This window comes from Nocardia nepalensis, assembly GCF_048910785.1.
GTDB lineage: Bacteria > Actinomycetota > Actinomycetes > Mycobacteriales > Mycobacteriaceae > Nocardia > Nocardia nepalensis.
Genome location: NZ_JBKBET010000005.1, coordinates 248,831 through 270,279 on the forward strand (window position 1 = coordinate 248,831; position 21,449 = coordinate 270,279).

Annotated in this window: 21 protein-coding genes; 7 read left to right on the forward strand and 14 right to left on the reverse strand. The window is 65.9% G+C overall.

The features are described from left to right. Nucleotides 1–9: 9 nt before the first annotated feature. Together ACHQ4I_RS05480 and ACHQ4I_RS05485 are read left to right on the forward strand one after the other, a co-directional pair. On the forward strand, nucleotides 10–744 hold the full coding sequence (locus tag ACHQ4I_RS05480; RefSeq protein ID WP_420770558.1) for a response regulator transcription factor: 735 nt from the start codon (nucleotides 10–12) through the stop codon (nucleotides 742–744). Beyond that, nucleotides 741–2,252: a sensor histidine kinase gene (locus tag ACHQ4I_RS05485; protein ID WP_420770559.1), complete on the forward strand. Its 1,512-nt coding sequence runs from the start codon at nucleotides 741–743 to the stop codon at nucleotides 2,250–2,252. The genes ACHQ4I_RS05480 and ACHQ4I_RS05485 overlap by 4 nt, the downstream gene beginning before the upstream one ends. Nucleotides 2,253–2,259: 7 nt before the next feature. Here ACHQ4I_RS05485 and ACHQ4I_RS05490 read toward each other — a convergent pair whose 3' ends face one another. The 12 genes from ACHQ4I_RS05490 to ACHQ4I_RS05545 form a co-directional block, all read right to left on the reverse strand. Beyond that, entirely contained in the window at nucleotides 2,260–2,796 is a 537-nt protein-coding gene (locus ACHQ4I_RS05490; RefSeq protein WP_420770560.1) for a h domain protein, read from the reverse strand. Next, on the reverse strand, nucleotides 2,793–3,548 hold the full coding sequence (locus ACHQ4I_RS05495; RefSeq protein WP_420770561.1) for a hypothetical protein: 756 nt from the start codon (nucleotides 3,546–3,548) through the stop codon (nucleotides 2,793–2,795). Before ACHQ4I_RS05495 ends, ACHQ4I_RS05490 begins: the two co-directional genes overlap by 4 nt. 73 nt (nucleotides 3,549–3,621) lie before the next feature. Further along, on the reverse strand, nucleotides 3,622–5,031 hold the full coding sequence (locus ACHQ4I_RS05500; RefSeq protein WP_420770562.1) for an MCE family protein: 1,410 nt from the start codon (nucleotides 5,029–5,031) through the stop codon (nucleotides 3,622–3,624). Next, nucleotides 5,028–6,257, reverse strand: coding sequence for an MCE family protein (locus ACHQ4I_RS05505; protein WP_420770563.1), 1,230 nt, complete (start codon nucleotides 6,255–6,257; stop codon nucleotides 5,028–5,030). The genes ACHQ4I_RS05500 and ACHQ4I_RS05505 overlap by 4 nt, the downstream gene beginning before the upstream one ends. Continuing rightward, entirely contained in the window at nucleotides 6,257–7,543 is a 1,287-nt protein-coding gene (locus ACHQ4I_RS05510) for an MCE family protein (protein ID WP_420770564.1), read from the reverse strand. Before ACHQ4I_RS05510 ends, ACHQ4I_RS05505 begins: the two co-directional genes overlap by 1 nt. Continuing rightward, on the reverse strand, nucleotides 7,540–8,607 hold the full coding sequence (locus tag ACHQ4I_RS05515; protein ID WP_420770565.1) for an MCE family protein: 1,068 nt from the start codon (nucleotides 8,605–8,607) through the stop codon (nucleotides 7,540–7,542). The genes ACHQ4I_RS05510 and ACHQ4I_RS05515 overlap by 4 nt, the downstream gene beginning before the upstream one ends. Next, on the reverse strand, nucleotides 8,604–9,638 hold the full coding sequence (locus ACHQ4I_RS05520; RefSeq protein WP_420770566.1) for an MCE family protein: 1,035 nt from the start codon (nucleotides 9,636–9,638) through the stop codon (nucleotides 8,604–8,606). Before ACHQ4I_RS05520 ends, ACHQ4I_RS05515 begins: the two co-directional genes overlap by 4 nt. Continuing rightward, on the reverse strand, nucleotides 9,635–10,846 hold the full coding sequence (locus ACHQ4I_RS05525; protein WP_420770567.1) for an MCE family protein: 1,212 nt from the start codon (nucleotides 10,844–10,846) through the stop codon (nucleotides 9,635–9,637). The genes ACHQ4I_RS05520 and ACHQ4I_RS05525 overlap by 4 nt, the downstream gene beginning before the upstream one ends. Before the next feature lie 6 nt (nucleotides 10,847–10,852). Next, nucleotides 10,853–11,704, reverse strand: a complete 852-nt coding sequence (locus tag ACHQ4I_RS05530; RefSeq protein WP_420770568.1) for an MlaE family ABC transporter permease — start codon at nucleotides 11,702–11,704, stop codon at nucleotides 10,853–10,855. Between the two features lie 4 nt (nucleotides 11,705–11,708). Then, nucleotides 11,709–12,473 carry an MlaE family ABC transporter permease gene (locus ACHQ4I_RS05535; protein ID WP_062988486.1) on the reverse strand — a complete coding sequence of 255 codons (765 nt, stop codon included), beginning with the start codon at nucleotides 12,471–12,473 and terminating at the stop codon, nucleotides 11,709–11,711. 356 nt (nucleotides 12,474–12,829) lie between these two features. Beyond that, the gene (locus ACHQ4I_RS05540; protein WP_420770569.1) at nucleotides 12,830–13,747 is read right to left on the reverse strand and encodes a 3-oxoacyl-ACP reductase; all 918 of its coding nucleotides are present in this window, start codon (nucleotides 13,745–13,747) and stop codon (nucleotides 12,830–12,832) included. 44 nt (nucleotides 13,748–13,791) lie between these two features. Continuing rightward, nucleotides 13,792–13,980 (reverse strand): ferredoxin, encoded by a 189-nt coding sequence (locus ACHQ4I_RS05545; RefSeq protein WP_420770570.1) that lies wholly within the window; start codon nucleotides 13,978–13,980, stop codon nucleotides 13,792–13,794. Between the two features lie 155 nt (nucleotides 13,981–14,135). On the opposite strand from ACHQ4I_RS05545, the gene ACHQ4I_RS05550 reads away from it, so the two are divergent. Both ACHQ4I_RS05550 and ACHQ4I_RS05555 read left to right on the forward strand, forming a co-directional pair. Further along, a complete protein-coding gene (locus ACHQ4I_RS05550) occupies nucleotides 14,136–15,329 on the forward strand; it encodes an acyl-CoA dehydrogenase family protein (protein ID WP_420770571.1) in 1,194 nt (397 codons plus the stop codon). Between the two features lie 19 nt (nucleotides 15,330–15,348). Beyond that, the gene (locus ACHQ4I_RS05555; protein WP_420770572.1) at nucleotides 15,349–16,455 is read left to right on the forward strand and encodes an acyl-CoA dehydrogenase family protein; all 1,107 of its coding nucleotides are present in this window, start codon (nucleotides 15,349–15,351) and stop codon (nucleotides 16,453–16,455) included. Nucleotides 16,456–16,700: 245 nt separating this feature from the next. Here the strand turns inward: ACHQ4I_RS05555 and ACHQ4I_RS05560 are convergent, their stop codons facing one another. Continuing rightward, the gene (locus tag ACHQ4I_RS05560) at nucleotides 16,701–17,453 is read right to left on the reverse strand and encodes a helix-turn-helix transcriptional regulator (RefSeq protein ID WP_420770573.1); all 753 of its coding nucleotides are present in this window, start codon (nucleotides 17,451–17,453) and stop codon (nucleotides 16,701–16,703) included. Nucleotides 17,454–17,500: 47 nt separating this feature from the next. Beyond that, nucleotides 17,501–18,112: a TetR/AcrR family transcriptional regulator gene (locus ACHQ4I_RS05565; RefSeq protein ID WP_420770574.1), complete on the reverse strand. Its 612-nt coding sequence runs from the start codon at nucleotides 18,110–18,112 to the stop codon at nucleotides 17,501–17,503. 86 nt (nucleotides 18,113–18,198) lie between these two features. On the opposite strand from ACHQ4I_RS05565, the gene ACHQ4I_RS05570 reads away from it, so the two are divergent. Genes ACHQ4I_RS05570 through ACHQ4I_RS05580 form a run of 3 tightly spaced genes read left to right on the forward strand, consistent with a single transcriptional unit; the run spans nucleotide 18,199 to nucleotide 21,399 of the window. Then, a complete protein-coding gene (locus ACHQ4I_RS05570) occupies nucleotides 18,199–19,344 on the forward strand; it encodes a cytochrome P450 (protein ID WP_420770575.1) in 1,146 nt (381 codons plus the stop codon). After that, nucleotides 19,341–20,240: an SMP-30/gluconolactonase/LRE family protein gene (locus tag ACHQ4I_RS05575; protein ID WP_420770576.1), complete on the forward strand. Its 900-nt coding sequence runs from the start codon at nucleotides 19,341–19,343 to the stop codon at nucleotides 20,238–20,240. Before ACHQ4I_RS05570 ends, ACHQ4I_RS05575 begins: the two co-directional genes overlap by 4 nt. A 34-nt stretch (nucleotides 20,241–20,274) precedes the next feature. Further along, complete coding sequence (locus ACHQ4I_RS05580; protein WP_420770577.1) at nucleotides 20,275–21,399, forward strand: cytochrome P450; 1,125 nt, start codon at nucleotides 20,275–20,277, stop codon at nucleotides 21,397–21,399. Nucleotides 21,400–21,449 lie beyond the last annotated feature (50 nt).

The window sequence follows — 21,449 nt, forward strand, 5'->3', positions numbered from 1 at the left end:
TATGAAGCAATGAGTGGTGTGCCCGCGGAGACCACGCCCGAGGCCCGGGTGCTGGTGGTCGACGACGAACCGATGATCGTGGAACTGCTGTCGGTGAGTCTGCGCTATCAGGGATTCGCGGTCGATACCGCCGTCGACGGGGCGCAGGCGTTGGACAAGGCGCGCAGTTTCCGGCCGCAGGCGCTGATCGTCGATGTGATGATGCCCGGGATGGACGGCTTCGGGCTGCTGCGCCGGCTGCGCGCCGACGGCATCGACGCACCGGTGCTGTTCCTCACCGCACGCGACGACGTGCAGGACAAGGTGGCCGGTCTCACCCTCGGCGCCGACGACTACATCACCAAACCGTTCAGCCTCGAGGAAGTGGTGGCCCGGCTGCGCGTCGTACTGCGCCGCTTCGGCCACACCGCCCCGCAGCGCGAGAGTTCGCGAATTCGGTTCGAGGACATCGAACTCGACGACGACACCCACGAGGTGTGGAAGGCGGGCGAGCCGGTCGCGTTGTCTCCCACCGAATTCACCCTGCTGCGGTATTTCATGGTCAACGCCGGCACGGTGTTGAGCAAGCCGCGCATCCTGGATCATGTGTGGCGCTACGACTTCGGGGGTGAGGTGGGGGTGGTCGAGACGTATGTGTCCTATCTGCGCAAGAAGGTCGACACCGGCGATCAGCGATTGATCCACACCTTGCGGGGCGTCGGCTACGTGATGCGTGCGCCCAATCGCCGCCAGTCCGAGAAATGATCACGTCCCGGATCCAACAGACCCGTCGCAAGCTGGCACGCGCTTCTTCGGCGATTCCGCTGCGGGTGACCCTGGTGCTCGCGCTCGTGCTGCTGTCCGCGCTCGGCCTGTCGGCATCCGGCATGGTCGTCACCTCGGCGCTGGAGAATTCGCTGCTGCACCGCACCGATCAACAACTTCGCGAGGCGGTGATGGCGTGGTCCCGGCCGCGACCGCCGACCCCGGCGAATCCGCCGCATCCGTCCAGCACCTTCTACGTCCACATCGAACCGACCCCGGGCGGCAATGGCAGCGTCTACCTCGAGACCAGACCGTTCAATGTGGAGGCCGAGCCGGACCTGCCGCGACCGCCCGATGCGCGGCCGACCACGGACCCGCCGGGCAGCAAGTTCCTCACCAGACCGATAACCGTCGGCTCCAAGAACGGCGAGGCGGTCCAATGGCGGACCATGACGGCGGTGTCATCCGATACGACGACAACGGTCGCGATACCGCTCACCGAGAACACCGACACCGCCAACCGACTGATCATGTTGCAGCTCATGGTCGGCGCCGCGGTACTCGCCGCGCTGGCGGTGCTCGCCTACTTCGTGATCAGACGCAGTCTGCGCCCGTTGCGCGCGGTCGAGAAGACCGCCGCCGCCATTGCCGCCGGTGATCTGCATCGCCGAGTTCCGGTGCGCGGCACCAACACCGAGGTCGACCGGTTGTCCCAATCGCTCAACGGCATGCTCGCCCAGATCCAACGGGCCTTCGCCGCTACCGAAGCCTCCGAGGCGGCGGCCCGGCGCTCCGAGGCGAAGATGCGCCAATTCGTCGCCGACGCCAGCCATGAACTGCGCACTCCGCTCACCACCATCAGCGGTTTCGCCGAACTGTATCGCCAGGGCGCGACCGAGGATCCGGCCATGTTCATGGACCGCATCGAACGCGAGGCCCAGCGCATGGGGCTATTGGTCGAGGATCTGCTGATGCTGGCCCGATTGGATGCTCAGCGTCCGCTGGAACTGGGCCCGGTGGACCTGCTCGCGATCGCCAGCGACGCCGTGCACAATGCCCGAGCGGTCGCCGCGACCAATGGCGGCGACGGCCCGCACCGCTCGGTGGAACTGGAGATCCGGTCGGGCACAGGAACGTTGGAAGTGGTCGGCGATGAGGCGCGGCTGCGCCAGGTACTGGCCAACCTGCTGAACAACGCCCTCACGCACACGCCCCCGGACGCCGACATCACGGTCCGGCTGACGCCCGCCGACGACGAGGTGCTGCTGGAGGTCGCCGATACCGGTCCGGGTTTACCGCCCGAGGAGGCCGAGCGGGTGTTCGAACGCTTCTACCGCACCGACACCTCCCGCGCCCGCACCAGCGGCGGCACCGGCCTCGGCCTGTCCATCGTGCAGGCACTCGTCGCGGCGCACAACGGCACGGTGAGCGTCGAAAGCGCCGAGGGCGAAGGCACCACCTTCACCGTGCGCCTGCCCCGCGAAAGCCGCCCTCGCGAAAACGGCTGAGCGCCGATCAGATCGGCGTGACCGCCGAGACCAGCCAGTGCCCGCCGTCCTTGTCCAGGCTCACCTTCACCCGGCTGGTGCTGATATTGGCCTGCGGCGAATCCTTGCCCGTACTCACCTGATTCAGGTACAGCAGCACCACCGCGTGCGCGGATTCGGCGGAGACGACGCCGCTGGCCTGGGTGGTGGCCTGGACGTTGAGCTCCTTCTCCTTGGCGCCCGGCGCGATGGCCTCCCTGATCAGCTTCAGGTAGTCGTCGCGGAAGCTGGCGCTGAGATTGTCGGCCGCCTTGGGCAATTCGGCGTCCACCGTCTTGAAGTTGTAGGTGAACATCGCCTCGACGGTGCGCTGGGCGACGGGCACGACCTGGGTGCGCGCCTGTTCGCTCTTGCGGTCGCTCCAGTACTGGTATCCGGTGACCCCGCAGATCGCCGCCAACGCCACGATGACGAGAGCGACGGCCGAGGCGACGATAATCATCCGTCGGTGCCCACCCGTCACCCGACCGCCACCCCTCATCGAATCGCTGCGCGATGCTGTCATGCTACGAACTCCACCTGTGATGCGGTGATCCCGTTATCGCCGCGGGTGACGGTGACCCGGAATCGGTAGTACCGCGTCTGCGGATCCGCCATGCCCGCATTGGTCAGGGTCTGCTTGGCGGCGACCAGCACGCGCGCCGAATCCCCGTCCTCGCTCTCGATGGCGGATTCGATGATTTCGCCGGTGGCCTTCACCTTGGCTTGCTCGACCACACTCGCGTAGGCATCCTTGCGCTGGGCGTATTCGGCCTTGAGTTCGCCGGAGGCCACCGAGAGGACGCGGTCGATATCGGCCTTGGCGGTGTCGTCCTTGATGGTGGTGAGGTTGAGGATCGCCTGCTTGGCGGTTTGCACATAGTCCGCGCGCCGCGCATCGCGGTCGGCGGCGCTGTGCATCTCATAGGTGAAGAAGCCGGAGCCGACGACCAGTGCGATCGCCACGAGCGCGGCCGCCGCTACCCCGGCGATCAGGAGCCACCGCGGCGGGCCGGACGGCGGGTCGGCATCGACGGCATCGGCCACACTGGGTATCTCCAGTGTGGTCACGGGTTCGGAATCCGCGGCTTCGCTCGCGCTCTCGGCCACCGGCTCGGCCTTCGCCGCCTTGACCGTGACATCGACCGCGACCGCCTTGGACGCCTCGCCACCCGCGGCCTCTTCGGCCTCGAGCTCGAGGGTGTCCTCCGGCGGCGGACCCGCCGAACGCACCGCACGTCGCCGGTTCCGGCCCTTGACCACACTGGTTTCACTCATGCCCGCACCTCGCTGACGCTCGGTTGCGGCATGCGCGAAGCACCCTGTGACATTGTTCGTTCGCTGCGCTCAATCATTGCTGCTGCTCCTGAAGCATCGCCTGCCAACTCGACGGTATCGTGCCGGATCCGTCCTTTCCGATATCCCCCTGACGGTACGTGCGTCCGTCCGGTCCCATGAACGTCCCACTGCCGGGATCCAATGTCGTACTGTGCGCCGCCGGGTGCGTCGAGCCCTGATCACCGATGGGATCGCCGGACGGCGTCACCGGCTGCGGCGCGCCGAACGGCGGGTTATTGCCTTCGGGCACATAGCCGTTCGGGTCGCGGCAGAGCTCCGGAGTGGGCGCCCGCTTGCCCGGCACCTCCATGCACGGCGTGTTGCGGATGCCGCGCACCGCTTCCCTGGCATTCTGCGCCACCTTGCAGTACAGACCGGGCGGCGTATCCGGGGTGTCGAGCCGGGCCGGTGACCGGCGCTGCTCCGGTGTCAGGAAGCCGGTGGTGCAGCCGGGCGGATCGTTGAGTTCCAGGTGGAAGTCGACGACGGCACCGTATTCGACCGGTCCGCGGATGACGGTCAGAAAGGCGGCGGCCAGCGGCGGATACACCACCAGAACCTGTTCCAGACCGGCGTGGTAGGTCACCGCGACCTGACCGACGCTGACCAGGTTCGACAGCAGGATCGGCAGCGTCGGGCGCAGATCCTGGAACAGCGAACTCACCTGCTGCGCCGCGCCGGGGGTCTTTTCGATCAGATTCCGCAGCGAGGGATCATGGGCGCGCAGTTGGTCGGTGACCGTTGCCAGGTCGCGCGTCCAGGACCGGATGGCGGCATCGGACCGGTTCTGGGTATCGAGCAGCGGGCCGATCTTCTCCAGCAGATCCTTGGTCGGCTCCGCGCTGGCCTGCGCCTCCTGCACCAGCAGCGATGCGGAGTCGATGAACTTCTGCAGATCCGGCCCGGCGCCGTTGAACGCCTTGAACGCATCGTCGATGACCTGGCGCAGCTTGGTATCGGCGATGCTGGCCAGCAGGCGGTCGGAGCGATCCAGCACCGAACCGATGTCCTCCGGCAGCTTGGTGCGATCCATCGGGACCACCGAACCGTCGGAAAGGTTGCCGCCCGTGGGATTCGAGACCGGAACCAGATCGACGTACTGTTCGCCGATGGCCGAGACGCTGCGCACCCACGCGTCGACGTCGGAGGGGATCTTGTAGTCGCTATCGATGGACAGCTTCGCGTCCACGCCTTGCGGGGTGAGCCGAACCTCCTCCACCTTGCCGACATTCGTGCCGCGGTAGGCGACATTGGCCGTCGGATACAGCCCGCCGGTGGCGGCCAGCTTGACCGTCACCTCGTAGCGGCCGATGCCGAACATGGCGGGCAGACCCACATAGGTGCTGGCCATCACGACCAGTCCGATCACCGTCAGCACCGAGAAGATGCTCAACTGGATCCGGACGAAGCGCGTCAGTTTCATCGGCCCGCACCGCCCTGTCCGGCGGGCGGAACCGTGAGGCCCGGAATCGCGGGCAGACCCGGAATCGGCGGCAGCCCAGGGATACTCGGCGTCGGAGCGGGGGTCGCGGCGGGCGGCTGCAGTGGCGCGGTCGCCGGATTGCTATTGCCCTCCGCGGTACCGGCCAGCCCGCCGAGTGCGCCCTCGACGCCGCCGAACCGACCGCCGAGCGGGGTGCCGGTCAGGAAGTTCGAATCCAGCCGCTTGCCAGTGATATCGACGGTCATGATCAGGTTCATGTAATCGCCCTTGACCGCGTTATCGAGATTCTTCATCGGGAACGGGAAGGTGAACAGCAGCTTCGTGACTTCCACCAGGCTGTTGCCGGTCTTGGCCAGCGTCTCCAACACCGGTGCCAGATTCGCCAGATTCGCCTTCAGGTCGTCGCCGCCCTGCGCGATGATCCGCTGCACGACCTCGCCCAGATCACCAATGGCGGTAATGGTTTTCGTGATGTTCTCGCGGCGATCGGCGAGCACGGTCAATGCCGGATGGATCTGCTCGATGGCCGCGGCCAGCCGATCCTTCTGCTGGGCCAGCGTGCCGGCGAAGCGGTCCAGTCCGCCCATCGCGTCGATGATGTCCTTGGTCTGGCTGTCCAGCGTGGTGGTCAGCTGGTTCAGCTGCGGAAGCAGGTCGCGGATCGCGTCCTGACGGCCGGTGAACGCGGCATTGAGTTCGTGGGTGATGGTTTCGAGCTGGCTGATGCCGCCGCCGTTGAGCACCACCGACAGCGACGACAGCGTCTGCTCGGTGGTCGGATAGACACTGGCCCGATCCAGCGGGATCACCCCGGCGTCCTTCAGATCACCCTGCGCCGCGACATCTTTCGGCGGGGCGAGTTCCAGATGATTGCTGCCGAGCAGACTGGTCTGACCGATCCGGGCGACCGCGTTGGCGGGCAGCTTCACATCGTGGTTCAGGCTGACGGTGACCAGCGCGTGCCAGCCCTCCACCTCGATCTTCGATACCGTGCCGACCGTCACGTCATTGACGCGGACCGGCGAATTACGGGTCAGCGTGGTGACATTGGGCATCTGGATCTGGACCTCATAGGCATTGGGATCCTTGCCCGCCGCACCCGGCATGGGCAGCGAGTTGAGCCCGTCCCACTGACAGCCACTGACTCCCAGCACGACGGCCACACCGATCGCCGCACCGGCCAGCCGCATCCCTCGGCGTCGCATCATCGCCCTCCTCCCGGAATGGCCAGTCCGGCAATGCCGTTGGGCACGGTGACCGGATTCGATTCCGCCACCGTGGCACCGGGCCCGCTGGAGGCGCTGGGCCCGCTCGCGGCCAGACTCGGCGGACTGTAGACGAGCTGGTGCGGGAACGCGGTCTGGTTGGAGACCGGATTGGCCAGCAGCGGTGGGTAATTCATCATGAGCTGCTGGATCATCGGCGCCAGGTACTGCCTGCACAGGGCGGCGCTCTGGTCGGATCCGTTGGCCTCGTTCGCCTCGACGGCACCGCAGAGGAAGGCGAACGGATTGGCGAAGTTCGGCGCGACGACGGCACCGGTGAGACTGCCCTGGGCCGGGTCGTAGATCTGATAGAAGTTCACCAGTGCCGTTGGCCCGGCATGCAATACCTGCTCGAGCTGGGGCCGCTTATCCACCAGGTTCTGGGTGACCTCGGACAGTCGCTGCACACCCTCGGTCAGCGCACCGCCGCGTTCTTCGATGAACCGCTTGACATCGCCGACGGCGATATCCAGATTGTCCAGCCCGGCGCCGAGATCGTCGGAGACATTGGCCAGCACCGACGATACCGAGGCCAGCCGCCCGCCGAATTGCACGATCTGATCGTTGCTCTTGGACAGCACGTCCACGAACTGCTGCAGATTGCGGATGGTGCCGAACAGATCGGTGCGCCCGTCCGACAACACACTCAAGGTGTGCGACAGCTCGCGCAGCGTATCGCGCAGCGCCTGCGCATTGCCATTGGCGAGATTGTCGGCGGCGGTGTTCACGAATCGCCCGAACGAGCCCTGCTTGTCATCGCCGACCGGTCCGAGAGTCGTTGCCAGCTTGGACAATTCGGTCTTGATGTCATCCCATTCGACCGGGACCGCGGTGTGCTCGATCGGAATCACGCTGCCGTCATGCAATTTCGGCCCACCGGTGTATGCCGGCGCCAACTGGATGAACCGCGCCGACACCAGCGACGGCGAGATAATGACCGCCCTGGCGCCGTCGGGAATATCGATGCCGCGGTCCAGTGTCATCTCGACCCGGACCTTGTCCTTGCCAGGATCGATCGAGTCGATCCGGCCGACCTTGACGCCGAGCACGCGCACCTCGTCACCGGCGTACAAACCGTTCGTGGACGGGAAATACGCGGTGACCGAGGTCTTTCCGATTCGCGACACCAGCGACCAGCCCCCGGCGATCACCAGTGCGGCGATGACGACGACGGCGAGCACCCGCGCCCACTGCGGCGCGGTACGGATTTTGCGCAGTGCGTTCATCGCGGCGGCTCCTGAATCCCGGGCTCGATCGACGGCAACGTGGGATCGGTGAGGTAGGCGCGGAAGGAATCCGGCAGATGCTCCGGCCAGACCAGCGCGTCGACCAGCATTTGCAGACTCCGCGTGCTCGCGTTCGAGACATACGCCTGGAAGTACGGTCCGCTGCCGACCTGTTCGCCGAGCGCGGCCGCGAACGGACCGAGCCCGTCGAGCGCCTTGGAGAGGTTTTCCTTATTCGACTGCAGCAGTGCCAGCACCGAATTCAGCCGGTCCAGTGTGGGTTTCAGCTGCGCCTCGTTGTCGTTGACCAATCCGGTCAGCTGCTGGGCCAGCCCGTTCACGTACACGATCAGCTGGCTGAGCGCGCTGCGCCGCCGATCCAATTCGCCGAGCAGCTCATTGCCGTCGACCAGTAGCGCGTTGACCTGATTGCTGCGATCGGCGAGCACCTTGGTGACATTCTGGGCCCGGCCGAGCAGATCGGTGAGCGCCTTGTCACGGGCGTTCAGGCTGCGCGAGAGCTGGGTGACGCCGTCGAGTGCCGACCGCAGCGGGGCCGGGGTATCGGCGAAGGTCGTCGACAATGCGTCCAGGGTCTTGTTGACCTGATCCATATCCAGGCCCTTGACGGTATTCGACAGATCGCCGAGCGCGTCGGTGAGCGAATAGGGCGAGGTGGTGCGGTCCAACGGGATCGTGTCGTCGGTCCGGGTCGAACCGCTGCCCGACGGTGTCACCTCGAGCGACTTGCGGCCGAGCACCGTATTCGTCTTGATGGCGGCACTCGTCTTATTTCCCAGCACGATTGTTTCGTTCAGGGTGAACCGCACGTAGACCTTCGCACCGTCCAACCGCACCTGCTCGACCCGTCCGGAGCGCACCCCGGCGACCTGTACCTGGTCACCGGGCACCAGTCCGCCCGCATCCGCGAAATACGCGGTGTAGGTCGCGCCGGAGCGGATGAACGGCAACCGGTCGACCTGCAGGGCCGACAGCGAGATCGCGGTCGCTACGACAATGCCGATGATGCCGAGGGAGACGGTGCGTGAGCGGGTTTTGTTCATCGGTTCTTCGCACACCTTCCCGTTGTCTGCATACCGGGCAAGGTGATGTGCATCGGCTTGCCGTCGGGACCGTCGACCAGGAAGTTCGTGCCGCACACGTACATGTTCAGGAACGATCCGTACGCACCGATCCGGACCAGCTTCTTATAGGTCTCGGGCAGCCGATCCAGCACCCACTGGATGGTGTCGGAACCGTCGTCGAGGGTGGCCGCGAGGGTGCCGGTCTGCTCGATGGTGGTCTTCAGGTCCGGTCGTGCCTGCTTCAGCAGATCGGTCAGATCTCCGGTCGCGCCCGCGATCCGGGGCAGCGCGGCGCCGATCGGATCCTTATCCGCGGCCAAACCGCTGACCAGACGCTGCAATTCGTCGAGCGTGGTGCCGAACTGCTTATCGCGCTCATCGATGGTGGTGAGCACGGTCTTCAGATTCTCGATCACGCTGCCGATCAGCGCATCCCGGTCGGCCAGGGTTTTGGCGAATGAGCCGGAACTGTTCAACAGCGCGACCAGCGTGCCGCCCTGTCCCTGGAAGACCTGCAGCAATGCCTCGGTCAGATCGTTCACCTGGGCCGGATCCAGACCGCGCAGCAGCGGTCGGAAGCCGCCGAGCAACATATCGAGATCGAGCGCGGGCGAGGTGCGATCGAGTCCGATGGTGCCGCCCTTCGACATCACCTTCGCGGTGCCGGGACCCTCCATCAGTTCGAGATACCGGTCACCGACCAGGTTTTCGTAGCGGATGGTCGCCTTCGTGCTGGTGTAGAGCCGGTACTTGCTGTCCACGTCGAAATCGACGTGCGCGAGATTGTCCTTGCCGACGTGCACCCCGGTCACGGATCCGACCGGCACACCGGCGATGCGCACCTTGGCGCCGTCCAGCATGCCGGACGAACTGGTGAACACCGCGTGGTAGCCGCTCTCCCTGGCGAAGCGCATCTGGCTGAACACCACCACCAGCCCGGCCAGGACCAGCGCCATTACCAGTGTGAAGATCGTCAGCTTGATGGTTGTCGCGCGCGATTTGCCGTTCACAGCTGCCCCACCCCCGGCAATCCGGCGAACAGTATCTGGAACACCTTGGGCCCGTTCAGGTGCGTCGTCGTCGACGGCGTCCACACATGGCCCTCGGAGGTGTCGGTGACCACGAAGTTCGCGTGGCTGTCGGGCACCCGGTCCAGAACGCCCTCGCAGTGCGGCCCGCCGGTGGCATTGACCTTCGGCAGATCCTGTGGGTACTCGTAGGCATCGGCGCCGGGCATGAAACTCGCATTCAGCGGCACCGCGTCGAATCGCCCGCCGAAGATGTCCTCACCGATCGGGAGCACATTGGCCAGGCCGACGACGAGGCAGTACAGCGCGGGCTTGTAGTCGTTGAGCAACTGGGTGGTCGGGCGCAGCAGATCCAGCGCCGTCACCAGCGGGTGTTCGTTCTCGCGCAGGACCGAGCCGGTGGTATCGGCCAGTCCGATGAGATTGGCCAGCATCGCGTCGACGTTCTCCTGCTCCTCGACGATCGTCCTGGCCGTCACGGTCACGTTATCCGTGGTGCGCAGCAGATCCGGCACGGTGTCGGCGTACAGGTTGGTGACGCCGGTCGAGGCGACCAGATCCCGTTGCAGCGCGGGCAGACTCGGATTGATATCGCGCAGGTAGGCATCGCTGCGGGCGAGCAGATCACCGAGCTTCTCGCCGCGCCCCTGCAGCGCGGTACCCAGCGCCGACAGTGTGGCATTGAGCTTTTCGGGCTCGATCTTCTGCAGCACATCGGTCAGATGCTGGAACAGCGTATTGAATTCGACGGTCACCTCCGGGGCCGTCACGGTCGCGCCCGGTTTCAGCGGAGTCGACGAAGCCTGGTCCGGCACCATGAAATTGATGTATTTGGCGCCGAATACGGTGGTGGACTTGATATCCACGGTCGCATTGGACGGAACCATCTTCAGCAGTTCGGGATCCATCGCCAGCGTGATCTCGGCACCGTTGCCGGTCTGCTTTATGTCGGAGACGCGGCCGATCTCCACGCCGCGGACCTTCACCTTGGCGTCGGGGTCCAGCACCAAACCGCTGCGCGGTGCGTCGACCGTGACGGTCACCGTCTTGGTGAATCCGCCGACGAACATGACCATCGCGACGGACACCAGCGCGACCAGCGCGAGCACCATACCGAGCCCGGCCAGCTTCAGCCCGAGTCCGCCGCGCAGTGCCGCGCCGAGGCGGCTTCCCGATTGCATCGTTGCCATACCGCTCTACCCGGAGAGATGGAAGTTGCCGGAGGTGCCGTAGATGGCCAGCGAGATCAACAGGGTCACCATGACCACCGCGACCAACGAGGCCCGCACCGCATTGCCGACCGCGATCCCCACGCCGACCGGTCCGCCCGCGGCGTTGTAGCCGTAGTAGGTGTGAATCATCATGACCGCCAAGGCCATGAAGATCGCCTGCGCGAAGGACCAGAGAATGTCGCTGGGGATCAGGAATGTGGAGAAGTAGTGGTCGTAGACGCCCGCGGACTGCCCGTAGATCACCACCGTGGCAAAGCGACTCGCGATGAACGAGCAGATGACCGCCAGCGCGTAGAGCGGCACGATCGCGATCATGCCCGCCAGCACCCTGGTGCCGACCAGATATGGCACCGGCCGGATCGCCATGGACTCCAGCGCGTCGATCTCCTCGGCCACCCGCATGGCGCCCAGCTGCGCGGTCGAACCCGCACCGATCGTTGCCGCCAAACCGATTCCGGAGATCACCGGCGCCGCGATGCGCACATTGATGAATGCCGCGAAGAAGCCTGTCAGCGCCTCGACGCCGATATTGCCGAGCGAACTGTAACCCTGCACCGCAATGGTGCCGCCGGTGAACAGGGTGAGAAATCCGACGATGACGACCGTGCCGCCGATTACGGCCAAAGCGCCTGTGCCCATGCTGATCTCGGCGATCAATCGAATCGTCTCGGTCCGATAGCTCAACAGTGCGCGCGGGATGGACCAGATCGTCTGCGCATAGAAGACCGCATGTTTACCCACCGAATCGAGTGAGTCCGAAAAACGACGCACTCGCCGCACGGTACGCGGGAAGCGGGACTGGATTACGAATGCCATCGGGTCACCGCGCCGCGAACTTGATGCCGACGGCGGTGACCACGACGTTTACCACGAACAGGGCCATAAAGGCGAAGACGACGGTCTGATTCACCGCATCACCGACACTCTTGGGACCACCTTTGACATTCAGGCCGAGATAACAGGCCACCAGTCCGGCGATCAGCCCGAACAATCCGGCCTTCACTTCGGAGATGACCAGCTCGGGCAGATGGGTGAGCAGGGTGATGCCGTTGACGAACGCACCCGGATTCACATCCTGCAGCAGCACCGAGAACAGGAAGCCGCCGACGATGCCGATGGTGCACACCAGGCCGTTCAGCATCAATGCCACGAACATCGAGGCCAACACCCGCGGCACCACCAGTCGGTGCACCGGATCGATGCCGAGCACGCGCATCGCATCGATCTCCTCGCGGATGGTTCTCGCACCGAGATCCGCGCAGATCGCGGTGGCGCCAGCGCCAGCGACGATCAATACCGTGACAATCGGCCCGACCTGGGTGACCGCGCCGAATGCCGCACCCGCACCGCTGAGATCGGCGGCGCCGATTTCGCGCAGCAGAATGTTGAGCGTGAAGCTCACCAGCACGGTGAACGGAATCGCCACCAGCAGTGTCGGAATGATCGAAACGCGTGCGATGAACCAGGCTTGATCAATGAACTCGCGCCCTTGGAACGGTCGTCTAATGCTGGCCCGCGCGACGTCGGCGACGAGTTCGAAAAACCCGCCGACGGCACGCAATGGCACGGCAAGGACCTCGTTCATGCGCGATCCTCCTTGCTCATCCTGCTAATACAGCACATCGCACGATGCCCCTGCTCGGCCGCATCGCCGGAAACGATTAGAACATGTTCACATGACCGTTGGAAGCCTTTTGCTACTTTTGAGCAGCTCTTTTTGCTTGATTCGGCCTATGAATTTGCAACGCGTGTCAATTCAGGATGACCTAACCTTTTTGAGGCGGCACACACCTTGACTTCCATGTCTACCAACTGCCGAACGGGTGATCAACAGCTGGTCAGCCACCCGAAGGCAGCTGCCATCACTCAGCGACCCGACCATTTCGGGCCGACCTGCGAGCAGTTGCTAGCAGACCCTTTCGAGCGACCCGCAAGCAGTCGCTAACGGTCTAGATCGATAAGTGCGGATGCAGAGAACGTACGCCCGGCAGGGCGCTCGGCGAAGTAACCGCCGAGCGTGGCGGCAAGATCGTCGGAATTCCATTGGTCACCGGCCGCATCGAAGCGCTGCTCCACCACCGGCGCGGCCATCAGCGCGACCATCGGCCCGTAGACCACGAACAGCTGCCCGTTGACCGCGTCGGCGGCGGGCGAGGCGAGGTAGGCGACCAACCGGGCCACATGGTCGGGCGAGAGCGGATCGACGCCACCGTCCGGCGCGGCACTGAAGACCGCCTCGGTCATCGCGGTGCGCGCCCGCGGCGCAATGGCATTGGCGCGCACGCCGAAACGGGACAGTCCGCGCGCGGCGGACAGCGTCAGCGCGGTGATGCCGGCCTTGGCGGCGCCGTAGTTGGCCTGCCCCTCCGGACCGAGCAGTCCGGCCTCGGAGGAGGTATTGACGAGCCTGCCGTAGATCGGCGCGCCCGCCGCCTTGGACTTGGCCCGCCAGTAGGCGCCCGCATTGCGGGACAACAGGAAATGACCACGCAGATGGACCGCGACCACCGCGTCGAAGTCCTCGTCGGACATGTTGAACAGCATCCGGTCGCGGGTGATGCCCGCATTGTTCACCACGATGTCGACGCTGCCGAAGGCCTCTTCGGCGGTGCGGATGAGCGCATCGGCGGTCGAACGCTCGGCAATGCTGCCCGCGACGAACTCCGCCTTGGCGTCGAGCGCGCGGATATCGGCGAGGGTTTCGGCCACCGCATCCGATTCCGACAGATCGTTGACGACCACCGACGCGCCCGCGCCCGCCAGGGCGAGCGCCTCGGCCCGCCCCAGTCCGGCGCCGCCACCGGTAACGATGGCCACCCGCCCCGCGAGGCTCACATCTGTGTTGTCTGCATCACTCACGGGGCCGACTCTAGAACGTGTTCCTACTGACGGCAAGCCATCGGCTACTGCAACTTCAGCGCCGCCTTCGGGCACTGGGCGACCGCATCCTCGACATCGGCGAGCCGATCCGCGGGCACGTCGGCCGCCACGATGTGCAGCACATCCTCGTCATCGAGTTCGAACACGTCGGGGGCGATTCCGACGCAGATTCCGTTGGCCTCGCACTGATCCAGATCGACCGTGACCTTCATGTGAACTCCTTAAACGCGACTCTGGTCGAAGCCTAACAACACCAGGTCATATCGGGTACCGCCATTGTGCGGATTCAGCAGCAATACTGGAACATGTTTCAGTTCGTATGCAATGATCGGTTGACCGACATCGAACGAAGGCATGAGGTATTGCCATGCGCATTGCGTACACGCCGCAGCAGGAAGAGCTCCGCGCGGAGCTGCGCGACTACTTCGCGCGGCTGATCACCCCGGAGCGCCGAGCCGCGCTGAGCGCGACCACCGGCGAGTACGGCCACGGCAACGTCTACCGCGAGGTGGTCCAGGAAATGGGCCGCGACGGCTGGCTCACCCTGGCCTGGCCCAAGGAGTTCGGCGGGCAGGATCGCCCGACCATGGATCAGCTGATCTTCACCGATGAGGCGGCCATCGCGGGCGCGCCGGTGCCGTTCCTCACCATCAACTCGGTGGCGCCGACGATCATGCATTACGGCAGCGAGGAGCAGAAGAAGTTCTTCCTGCCCAAGATCGCCGCGGGCGAACTGCACTTCTCCATCGGTTATTCGGAACCGGGCGCGGGCACCGACCTGGCCAGCCTGCGCACCACCGCGGTGCGCGACGGCGACGACTACGTCATCAACGGCCAGAAGATGTGGACCAGCCTGATCGCCTACGCCGACTATATTTGGCTCGCGGTCCGCACCGATCCGACTGCCAAGAAGCACAAGGGCATCAGCATGCTCATCGTGCCGACCACCGCCGAGGGCTTTTCCTGGACCCCCGTGCACACCATGGCCGGACCGGACACCAGCGCCACCTACTACCAGGACGTTCGGGTGCCGACCAGTTCGCTCGTCGGTCAGGAGAACGGCGGCTGGGCGCTGATCACCAATCAGCTCAACCACGAGCGCGTCGCGCTGACCTCGGCCGGACCGCTCATGGTCGCGCTCAACCAGACCACCGAATGGGCACGCAACACCAAGGCGGGCGACGGCTCCCGGGTCATCGATCAGGAATGGGTGCGGCTCAATCTGGCCAAGGTGCAGGCCAAGGTCGAATATCTGAAGCTGCTGAACTGGGAGATCGCCAGCCGCGCCGACGCGGGCGGCGACGCCGCGCCGCGGCCGTGGGATGCCTCGACCTGCAAGGTGTACGGCACCGAACTCGCCACCGAGGCCTACCGCTTACTGATGGAAATCCTCGGCCCGCAGGCCTATCTGCGCCAGGACTCCCCCGGCGCGGAATTGCGCGGACGGTTGGAGCGGTTCCACCGCGCCGCACTGATCCTCACCTTCGGTGGCGGCACCAACGAGGTCCAGCGCGACATCATCGCCATGACCGCACTGAAGCAACCCGCCGCGGCGCGCTGAGCAGAAAGAGGTAGACACCATGGATTTCACACCCACCGAAGCTCAGCTCGATCTGACCCGCCTGACCGCCGAGGTCTGCGCCAAGTTGGTCACGGCCGACCGGATCCGCGAACTCGATGCCGAGGGCCGCTTCGACGAGCCGCTGTGGCAGTCGCTCGCCGAGACCGGCGTATTGGCCGCCGCACTGCCGGAGTCGGTGGGCGGCGGCGACTTCGGCGCGCTGGAGCAGAGTGCCGTGCTGCGCGAACTGGGCAAGCATGTCGCCGCGGTCCCGTATCTGTGGTCGATCGTGGTGGGCGCGGGTGCGCTCGCGCGTTTCGGCTCGGACGCCCAACAGAATTGGGCGCGCCAGGCGGGGGAGGGCAGCGTTATCCTCACCGCCGGGCTCGCCGAAGAACACAACTGGGAGCCCACCAAGCCGACCACGGTGGCCCACGAGGCCGATGGCGGCTGGCGCATCACCGGCGCCAAGACCACGGTGCCCTACGCCGACCGCGCGGCCCGAATCCTGGTCCCCGCCACGGTTTCCGGAGCGCCCGCGCTCTTCCTGGTGGATCCCGCCGATGCGACGGTGAACCTGACCGCCCAGCGCGTGGTCGACTTCAGCGCCGAGTTCGGCGTCGAATTCCACGACACCCCGGCCGAATTGGTTGCCACGGTGGCCTCCGGCGCGGAAATCCTGGACTGGATCCTGACCCGCGCCTGGCTCGGCCTGAGCGCCCAGCAACTGGGCACCCTGGAACGCGCACTCGAGCTGGTCGCCGACTATGCCCGCGAGCGTGAACAATTCGGCAAGGCCGTCGGCAGCTTCCAGGCCGTCGCCCAGCGCCTCGCCGACGCCTACATCGACGTCCAGGGCCTGCGACTTGCGGTCACCCAGGCCGCATGGCGCGTCTCCGAGGATCTGGCCAGCGCCGAAGCGGTACACACCGCCAAATTCTGGGCCGCCGATGCCGGACACCGAGTGGCCCACACCGTAGTTCACGTACACGGCGGCGTCGGCATCGACCGCGACCACATCGTGCACAACTACTTCACCGCCGCCAAACACAACGAATTCGCCCTCGGCACCGCCACCGACCACCTCCGAGCCATCGGCTCCCTGCTCGCGGAAACCCCCGCCTGACCAGGCGCTAGCGACTGCTTGCCGGTCGCTCGAAAGGGTCGGAATCCGCACCCCGAATCGGCCCGCCGGACCTGCCACCGGCGGGCCGATTACTGCGCCGACGCAACCTGTGCGATCCGCCCGTTGCCGGTCTGCGCCGCGCGGTCGGCAGCTCCGCCGAGCCGCACTACGGAGATGAGAGCTGTTGTCGCAGTGGCCGACTGGGCAGGCGGGTCGTTGCGCGAGCGGTGCTAGGCGACGTGCGGCTATCCGGCCTCATCGTCCGCGAGCAACCCGACGAAAAGTTGTCGCGTCGACTCGGGCGGCGTGGTGCGGAATCGTTGGACGTGGATTTCGAAGGGCTTGCCGGTCTTGCGATTTCGGAGCCGGATGGTCGGGTCGCGGCGGCCGATGTAGACACGGCCGGTATTCCACAGGCGGTGGAAGTCGGGGTGCGTGCCCAGCTCGCGTAGCAGCAGCTGGACATCGGCTCGTGCACCGGCGCGGGCCGCGTAGGCGCGAAAACGCCCGACCATCAGATCTGCCTCGCGTTCCCATTCCTCGATCACCAGCCGCGCCCGCGGATCGGTGAACATCCAGCGCAGTACGTTTCCATTGGGGTGCAGGCCGGGAAAGGCCTCGTCGAAGGCGGCATTGCAGTCGATGACGTGCCAGCCGTCATCCAGCGCGGCGGCCAGATGCGGTGTCAGGGCGTCGAGCGTCCTGCGAACCGGCGCGCCGGAGGGCTGCGGTCGGGAATCGGTGAACCGCTGCTGCGCAAGGTGATACAGATGGATGCGCTCATCCGGATCCAGTCCGAAGACATCGGCTAGCGCATCGAGAATCGATGGGCTCGGATTGAACGCGCCGCCCTGTTCGATCTTGGCGAGATAGCCGACGCTGGAGTGGATCGCCTCGGCGAGCTGCTGTCGGCTCAGGCCGCCCGGATGCGCCGCGGTCGGCCGCTGCCGCCGCATCCGCACGAATTCGGCGAGAGTCGGCACCTGTAGTTCATCCATGTTCCTCCTTCGGGTCGCCGCCCATGGATGACGTTATGCCTTGCCGCTCAATCCTTCTGGGGCAATTCGCCGCCGGCGACCTCGATGAGCGCACGGGCCGCGCGATTGATCCGCTCGGCGGCATCGCCGAGATCCGGCTGACCGGCATCGAGCCAGGCGATCACCGCGTCCAGGATGAAGGTGGGGATGACCTGCGCGGCCCAGTCCTGCCATGGGCCCTCCGGCACGGCATGGGTGAGATACCGCTGCGCGATCATCGTCGAATAGCTGCGGACCATATCGATGACATCGCGGAATTCGGGCTCGCGCACCGCGTGGCGGAACAGCAGCCGGAAGGCGTCGGGATCCGCGGCGGCCGCCCGCAGCAGCGCGGAAATGCTTGTGCCGTCCAGCTTTTCGGTGCCGACGGCGTCGCCGAGCCTGGTGTAGGCCCGTTCCAGCACGGCCCGGTAGAGATCGGCCTTCGAGGCGAAGTGCCGGTAGAGGATGACGTGCGTAACGCCCGCCTCGGCGGCGATATCGGGCAGGCCCGTCCCGCTGAATCCATTGCGGGCGACCACGCGGGTGGCCGCGGCGAGGATCTGCTCGCGTCGCTGGGCGCGCGGCATGCGCCGGACGGGTTCGACCGAAGCCTCGGCGGGCGTTGGGCTTTCGGGCACGAAATCACCTCCTTGTTCAAGTGGAATAGTACAAGCAATTATGTTTAAGCTTGCTTGTACAAGAGCTTGTTAGCAAGGAGTGCGCCATGACCACAGACTCATCGGACCTCGCATGCCCCTTCACCGGAACCCACGCCGCACCCAGCTCGATCAGCCGCGTCCGCACCGCGACGGGCGACGAGGCCTGGAAGGTCACCGGCTATCACAAGGTGAAGGAGCTGTTCACCGATGTGCGTCTCGGCCGTTCCCATCCGACACCGGAGACCGCGGCACGGTCGTCGGAATCGGTGTTCTTCGGCCGCCCCTTCGGCAACTTCGAAACCGAGCCCGCCGATAACGCACGCATGCGCGGGCTGCTGAATCCGCTGTTCTCGGCCAAGCGGATGCGCGAACTCACGCCGCGGGTCGCCGCATTCACCACGCAGCTGCTCGACGAGATGGCCGAAAAGGGCTCACCCGCCGACCTGCATCGGGCCTTTGCGGAACCGCTGCCGCTGCTGGTCATCAGCGAACTGCTCGGTGTGCCCTATGCCGATCGCGCGCAGTTCCGGATCTGGAGCGAGGCGCTGTTCGACACCAGCGACGGCGCGAAGTCGGGACAGGCCGGGGCCGAATGGTTCCTGTACTGCAAGTCGCTGGTCGAACGGCTGCGCCGGGAACCGGGCGAGGGCGTGATCGCGAAACTGTGCGAGGTGCCAGACCTTGCCGACGACGCCATCGCGACACTGGCCATGGGCCTGCTACTGGCGGGGCATGAAACCACGGTTGTCGAGATCGGCCTGTGCACCGTGCAATTGCTGCGGAATCCGGCGCAGTGGCAGAAGCTGGTCGACCAGCCGGAGCTGGTGCCGGGCGCGATCGAGGAACTGCTGCGCGTGCACGACTCCACCGCCTTCGCCCGCTATGCGCGCACCGATATGGAGATCGACGGCGTCACCGTCCGGACGGGTGATCTGGTGCTGCTGGACGTCGATTCGGCCAATCACGATCCCGCGGTCTTCACCGATTCGCGCAGACTCGACGTAACCCGCTCGGAGGGCGCGCATCTGGCGTTCGGCTACGGCCTGCACTACTGCACAGGCGCACCGCTGGCCCGCATCGAACTGCAGGTTGCCTTCGGACAGCTGATCTCCCGCTTCCCGACACTGCATCTGACGGTCGATCCCCACGAGTTGCAGGTGCGCGAGAACGTTGTCACCAAGGGCCTGACCTCGTTGCCGGTCGCATGGTGAACGCGGCACGGGTCGGCGCCGCGATCGTCTGTGCCGTCGTCGGCGTGATTCCGGTTTCGGCTGCGGCCGAGACCGTTTCGTGTGGGACCGCCACGGCGACGATCGTGGCGGCCGCTGTCGTGCGGGATGAGGACTGGGCCGAGGGTTTGGCCTATGACGCGCGCGGCGACCTGTGGGTCTCGCGGGTGCGACGCAACGAAGTGGTGCGCTATGACCCGTCCGGCCGCGTCACCGCCACGGTCGCGGTCTCCTACCCCGGTGCCGTGAAGCTCGGCCCGGACCAACGGATCTACGTGACGTACGGGAACTTCCCGACCAATCTGATACCCGGTTCGACCGGCGGCGGGGTCGTCCGCATCGATCCCTCGGCCGAGACGCCGCAGGCGGAGAACTTCGCCTCCGGCCTGGGCATGGCCAATGGCGCCGCATTCGAAACGGCCGGAAACCTTTTCGTCGCCGATACCTCGACCGGCGTGGTCCGGATCCGGCCGGACGGCAGCGTCGACACCGAATGGTCCAACCTGGCCAGGCATTTCGGTGCCGATGGCATCCTGGTCGACGGCGACGCGCTCTACGTCACGCTGTATCTCAGCCCGAACGGCCGCATCCTGCGCATCCCGCTCGACGATCCGTCGCATGCCACCGTCGTCGCTGATCTGGCCGTCGGATCCGGCGCGCCACCGCTGCCCGACGATCTGGCCATCGGCCCGGACGGCCTGCTCTACGACGCCACCACCTCGGGTCGACTCGTGCGCATCAACCCGGCGGATCACTCGACGTGCACCGTCCTGACGGGTGAGCCGATGACCTCGATCCTCGTATCACGAAGCAGCGCGACGGAATTCCTGGTCGGCACCGCCAGCGGCAATCTGCTGCGGGTGCGCTTGCCCGAATGACTCGCCCGAGAACTCAGCCAAGTAAGGAGTGACCGTGGAATCAGCGCACATGGGCTGCCCCGTCACCGGGGACACCATTCAGCGCACACGAACCGCGCTCGGCCATGAAGGTTGGTTGGCCACCAGCTACGCCCAGGTGCGGACCCTATTCGCCGATCCGCGCCTCGGCCGCGCCCATCCGACGCCGGAAACCGCTGCGCGGGCCTCGGATTCGATGTTCTTCGGCGGACCACTCGGCAACTTCGAGACCGAGCCCGCCGATCAGGCCCGACTGCGCGAGTTGGTGGTGCCGTTCTTCTCGCCGCGGCGGATGCGCGAATTGCGGCCCAGGGTCGAAGAACTCACCACGCGGCTGTTCGACGAGATGGCCGCGCAGGGCTCGCCCGCCGATCTGCACACCGCCGTGGCGCTGCCGCTGCCGCTATTGGTCATCTGCGAACTGCTCGGTGTGCCCTACGCCGACCGGGATCAGTTCCGCGCCTGGACCGAGGCACTCGGCGAACAGCACGATGCCACCAAGGTGCAGCAGGGTGTCGCCGGATTGTTCGAGTACTTCATGGCATTGGTCCAGCGCAAACGGCGCGACCGAGCCGATGACGTGCTGTCGCATCTGTGTGCCCGGGACGATCTGTCCGATCAGGGCATCGCGACGCTCGGCCTCGGCTTGTTGTTCGGCGGCCACGAGACCACGGTGGTGCAGATCGGGGTCGGCGCCAAACGGCTGCTGGAAAACCTCGACCAATGGCAGGCCCTGGTGGACGATCCCGAACTGGTGCCGACCGCGATCGAAGAACTCCTGCGGACCGCCGACGCCACCCAGATGCCCCGCTACGCGCGCACCGATATGGCGATCGACGGCAACGAGGTCCGCGCCGGCGATCTCGTCCTGCTGGATCTGACCGCGGCCAACCATGATCCGACGGTCTTCACCGATCCCGACCGCGTCGACGTGACCCGAAGGGACGGCTCCCATGTGACCTTCGGCTATGGTGCCCGCCACTGCATCGGCGCGCCGCTGGCCCGCATCGAATTACACACCGTATTCACCCAATTGGTGACCCGCTTCCCGACCATGCGCCTGGCCGTCGAACCGGCCGCCGTGCCGATGCGCACCAGCAGCTTCACCGGCGGTGTCGAGGAGTTGCCCGTGATGTGGTGAAAACCGTTGGTATAACCGGTTCTTGTTAGGCTGCTCCCTTCGGGGGACGC